At 71.5% G+C, this 5023-nt stretch carries 5 protein-coding genes; 2 read left to right on the top strand and 3 right to left on the bottom strand.

All coding sequences use genetic code 11. The features are described from left to right. The coding region (locus tag J1C73_RS33045) for a glycoside hydrolase family 3 protein (RefSeq protein ID WP_207319588.1) at positions 1-1328 on the top strand (1328 nt) is incomplete at its 5' end. A gap of 91 nt (positions 1329-1419) precedes the next feature. On the opposite strand, the gene J1C73_RS33040 is transcribed toward J1C73_RS33045, so the two are convergent. Both J1C73_RS33040 and J1C73_RS33035 read right to left on the bottom strand, forming a co-directional pair. After that, positions 1420-2895: a S28 family serine protease gene (locus J1C73_RS33040; protein WP_207319587.1), complete on the bottom strand. Its 1476-nt coding sequence runs from the start codon at positions 2893-2895 to the stop codon at positions 1420-1422. Between the two features lie 98 nt (positions 2896-2993). Then, positions 2994-3434, bottom strand: coding sequence for a hypothetical protein (locus J1C73_RS33035; protein ID WP_242645051.1), 441 nt, complete (start codon positions 3432-3434; stop codon positions 2994-2996). Between the two features lie 172 nt (positions 3435-3606). Here J1C73_RS33035 and J1C73_RS33030 point away from each other — a divergent pair, with 172 nt between their 5' ends. After that, complete coding sequence (locus J1C73_RS33030) at positions 3607-4107, top strand: hypothetical protein (protein WP_207319586.1); 501 nt, start codon at positions 3607-3609, stop codon at positions 4105-4107. Positions 4108-4129: 22 nt separating this feature from the next. On the opposite strand, the gene J1C73_RS33025 is transcribed toward J1C73_RS33030, so the two are convergent. Further along, positions 4130-5023: ABC transporter ATP-binding protein (locus J1C73_RS33025; RefSeq protein ID WP_207319585.1), on the bottom strand; the 894-nt coding region annotated here is incomplete at its 5' end.

Below are 5023 nucleotides of genomic sequence, written 5' to 3'. Positions count from 1 at the left end.
CGGCCAGCTCCGACGCCCGCGAGGCGGGGCAGATCGCGGGCGCCGAGCTGGCCGCGATCGGGATCTGCCAGAACTACGCCCCGGACGCGGACGTCAACGTCAACCCGGCCAATCCGGTGATCGGGGTGCGCTCCTTCGGCTCCGACCCGCAGTCGGTGGCCGGAATGGTCGCCGCCCAGGTGAAGGGGTACCAGAGCGCCGGAATCGCCTCCACGGCCAAGCACTTCCCCGGCCACGGCGACACCAGCACCGACAGCCACACCGGCCTTCCGGTCATCGGCCACACCCGCGAGCAGTGGGCCGAGCTGGACGAGCCGCCGTTCCGTGCCGCGATCGCCGCGGGCATCGACTCGATCATGACGGCGCACATCGTGGTGCCCGCGCTCGACCCCGCCGAGGACCCGGCGACCCTGTCCCGGCCCATCCTCACCGGAATCCTGCGTGAGGAGCTGGGTTACGACGGCGTCGTCGTCACCGACTCGCTCGGCATGGAGGGCGTGCGGACGAAGTACGGCGACAAGCGGGTCCCGGTGCTCGCCGTGCAGGCGGGCGTCGACCAGCTGCTCAACCCGCCCAGTCTCGACGTCTCCTGGAACGCCCTGCTGGCGGCCGTCAAGAGCGGCGAGATCAGTGAGGCCCGGATCGAGGAATCGATCCTGCGCATCCTGCGGCTGAAGACGAAGCTGGGGTTGTTCGAGGACCCGTTCGTCAGCCACCGGGGCGTGGACCGTACCGTCGGCACCCGGTCGCACCTGGCCGCCGCCGACCGGATCGCGGAGCACACGACCACCCTGCTGGCCAACGAGGGCTCGCTGCTGCCGCTGTCTCGGCGCTCCCACCGCAACCTGCTGGTGGTGGGGGCCGATCCGGCCTCCCCGTCCGGCACGACGGGACCGCCGACGGCCACCCTGGCCGCGGAGTTCAAGGAGCTGGGGTACGCGGCCACCGCCCTGTCCACCGGCACCGCGCCGGCCCAGGCGAACATCGACGCGGCGGTGGCGGCCGCGCAGGGCAAGGACGCGGTGGTCGTGGGCACCTACAACGTCACGGCGACCAGTTCGCAGCGGACCCTGGTGCGCGCGCTGGCCGCGACCGGCGTCCCGGTGATCACGGTCGCGATCCGCAATCCGTACGACATCGCCCAGCTGGCCGGGACGGGGTACGCGGCGAGCCTGGCCGCGTACTCCTGGACGGATGTCGAACTGCGGGCGGCGGCCCGGGTGATCGCGGGCCGCGCCGAACCGGAGGGCACCCTGCCGGTGCCGGTCCAGCGCGCGGACGACCCGGCGCAGGTGCTGTACCCGGTGGGCTACGGCCTCTCGTACTAGCCGGACCGGCAACACCCCGCGGCGGCGGCCTGACCGCTCTTACGGCCGCCGCCGCGGGGCTCAGCTCCGGGCTTGCGCCACGGGCTCCGTGCTACGGGCGCCGGGTGCCGAGCCGGTGCTCGGTCGTCAGGTCCCGCTTGTCGAGCACCGCGTCGAACTTCGCGAGCGGCTTGGCCTTCGCCGGGTCCGCCTGGACGGCGGCCGGGGCGACGCCCGCCCAGCGCAGGACGGCCGCGGTGGCCGTGGCGTTCTCGGCCGGGTCCAGACCGGCGACGGTCGCCCCGTGGTTGCCGCCCGACACGGTGAAGACGTAGCTGTCACGGGCTCCGGCGCCGAGCCGGAAGCGCTCCGCGCCGTACGGGTCGTTCTGCCCGTACACGTACAGCATGTGGCTGGCGTGGTGCTGCACCCAGTTGTCGATGTCCCGCATCACCGAGGGCTGGGCCTTCATCGGGATGGAGCGCGGCACGAACGTGCGCGGCGGCTGGTAGCCGTACCGGCTGAGCTTGCCGAGCCAGGGCTGCTTGATATCGGGCGCACCGAGCTGGGTGCCCGCCTGGTAGTAGTACGGCGTGTACCTCTCCAGGCCCTGGTCGGCGTAGGCGGAGAAGCCGGAGATCGAGTCGACCGAGTCCCAGATCGCCTGGTCGGTGGCGGTCCTGGCGTCGGCCGGGACGGATTCGCAGTCGGCCGGCAGGCTGTACTGCCAGAACGCCCAGACGTAGTCCATGACGGTGGCCTCGTACGCCTTGTCGAGGGTGCCGACGGTGGTGAAGGTGTAGCCCTTGTCGGCGGCGTACTGCCGGTACTTCTCCTCCAGCGGCTCCCGGCGGATCAGCGCCTCGCGCTGCACGCCGTTCAGCTTGTCGCGGCACTCCTTGGTGCCGACGCCTGCCAGGAACCGGTCGTACGCCGAGTCCTCCTTGTCGACCACGTCGTTGGGCGCGACATACGCGACGACGCCGTCCATGTCCTTCGGGTAGTAGCGCTCGTAGTACGTGGCCGTCATGCCGCCCTTGGAACCGCCGGTGGTCAGCCAGTTCTTCGAGTAGATCCCCTTCAGCGCGGTGAACACCCGGTGCTGGTCACTGGCGGCCTGCCAGATGTCGAGCTTGGACCAGTCGGCGGGCGACGGGCGGGACGGGGTGAAGAACCGGTACTCCAGCGAGACCTGGTTGCCGTCCACGATCCGGGTCGGCTCGGAGCGGCTGGGATTGGTGGACACGTTGTATCCGCTGGTGAAGAACACCGTCGGACGGGACGTGTCCTTGTGCAGCAGGGTGATCCGCTGCTGGAACGTCCCCTTGGACGGGTGCCGGTGGTCGACCGGCTGGGTGTAGTTGAGGACGAAGTAGCGGTAGCCCGGATAGGGCTTCTCCTCGATGAGGCTCATTCCCGGGATGGCCAGGATGCGGTCCTTGATGTCCGTGCTCGTACCGCTGTCGCTGACGGCGGAACGGAGCGAGGCCGGTTCGGCGGCGGTGGCCGCCCCGGCGGAGGCACCCGTCGCACTCACTGTGCCGATGAGCATCGCGAGCGACAGGAAACCTCTGAGCGCCTTGCGCATACACCCTCCCCTTGATTCACAACAGACGACGTGAACCTAGCGGGGCAACACCGGTGCCGCCAGACCTCATTGCCACCCGGCCCGGACGAATCACCCGGTCAGCACAGGATCCAGCCCGTGGAGCCGGTCCGTCCCGAGATGGTGCCGGAGACCCGGACGCACCGGTTCAGCGCGTGGACCGTGACCGGTCCGGCCTGCCGGGTGAAGGAGCCGCTGTCGATGACGGGGCGCCCGCCGCGCGGCTGGATCTGTACGGACATCCGGCGGCGCGCACCGGGCTTGGCGGCGACCGCGAGGGCGCAGGCGTAGGAGCGGGTCTTGTAGACGCGCAGTTCGCCCGTACCGAACGTCAGCGTCTTCGCCGGCCGTCCGGCACAGACCGACGCGGCGCCCGCGCCGGTCGCTCCGACCCCGCCGAGGAGCAGTGCGAGGGCGGTGGTCAGGGCCAGGACGAGCGGCCGGACGGCACGCCCGCGCCCCGCGCGCCCGCCGGACCCCGCGGTCCCTCTGATCGTCGCTCTGTTCACCAGCAGCCCCATCGCCTCATCGAACACTTGCACCGCTACCCGACACATGGACGCACATACGCGTACCTGCGTACGACGCGGGAGGCCATCCGGAGGTTGCACCGGGCGCGCTCGGCATACCGGGCAACCAAACCGCCACACGATGACTCCAACAGGACAAGCCACCCGAAAGGAAGTCACTGCCATGACCCGACTCCGCGCCGCCCAGCGTCCCCGCGACCGCCGCCTCATCGGTCGCACACTGCTCGCGGCCGCTCTCCTGACCGCGGTCGCCGCCGTCCCGGCCACCGCGGCTGTCGCACCGCAGGCCGCACCCACCGCCGCACCGGCGCACAGCGAGCGCGACGCCCCGCGGGACCAGCTGGTCGCCCACTTCTACGGCTCCTACCTCGACGCCATCGCCGCCGAGGGCGGCGGCAAGCTCGCCACCACGCTCCGGAGCTTCTATCTGACGCCCGCACTGCGCTCGGAGCTGAAGCGCTGGGAGGCGAAGAACCACGCCGACGGGGTGCTGCGCGCCCAGGACGTACCGGCCGGATTCCGGGTCACCCCGAGTGACAGCGGCGCCGGCCACACCTGGTCGACGGTCCGCCTCACCTGGGGCACGACCGCTCACCGGACGTACACCTACCTGACCGTGCGGCAGGACCTGGGCACCGGGAAGATCTCCGCCATCCGGGGCTGACCGGCCGGGACGCGCCCGTCGTTCACACCGCGGCCGGCTCGTCCTCCCCGATGAAGGTGCGCCACAGCACGGCGTACTTCCCGTCCAGGGCGAGGAGTTCGTCGTGCGTGCCGTCCTCGACGACCCGGCCGTGGTCCATCACCACGACCCGGTCGGCGCGGGCGGCGGTGGTCAGCCGGTGGGCGACGACCAGAGTGGTGCGCCGGCCCGCGAGGCGGTCGGTCGCCTGGTTGACCAGCGCCTCGCTGGCGAGGTCCAGGGACGCGGTGGCCTCGTCGAGCAGCAGGATGTCCGGGTCGACGAGTTCGGCGCGGGCCAGGGCGATCAGCTGCCGCTGTCCGGCGGAGAGATTGCGGCCCCGCTCGGCGACCTCGTGCAGATAGCCGCCGTCCAGGGTGGCGATCATGTCGTGCGCGCCGACGGCCCTGGACGCCGCCTCCACCTCCGCGTCGGTGGCCTCCGGCCGCCCGTACGCGATGGCGTCACGCACCGTACCGGCGAAGAGGTACGCCTCCTGCGGTACGACTCCGAGCCGGTGCCGGTACGCGGTGAGACCGAGGCTGCGCAGATCGGTGCCGTCCGCCGTGACCCGGCCGCCCGTCGGATCGTAGAACCGGGCGACGAGCTTGACGAGGGTGGACTTGCCCGCACCGGTCTCGCCGACGAACGCGACCGTCTGCCCGGCCGGGATACGCAGGTCGACACCGGTGAGCGCGGCCTCCTCGCCGCCGTACGCGAAGGACACGTCCTCGAACGCGATCTCGCCGCGCAGCGACAGCACGTCCAGCGGTTCGTCCTGGTCGGTGGTGGACGCCGGCTCCTGGAGGAGTTCCTGGATCCGGCCGAGCGAGACGGTGGCCTGCTGGTACCCGTCGAAGACCTGGGAGAGCTGCTGCACCGGCGCGAAGAAGAGGTC

Origin of the sequence: Streptomyces laculatispora (assembly GCF_017353455.1) — a bacterium.
GTDB lineage: Bacteria > Actinomycetota > Actinomycetes > Streptomycetales > Streptomycetaceae > Streptomyces > Streptomyces laculatispora.
Note: the sequence above shows the minus strand (reverse complement) of the source record. Positions and strands in the feature narration are given on the sequence as shown.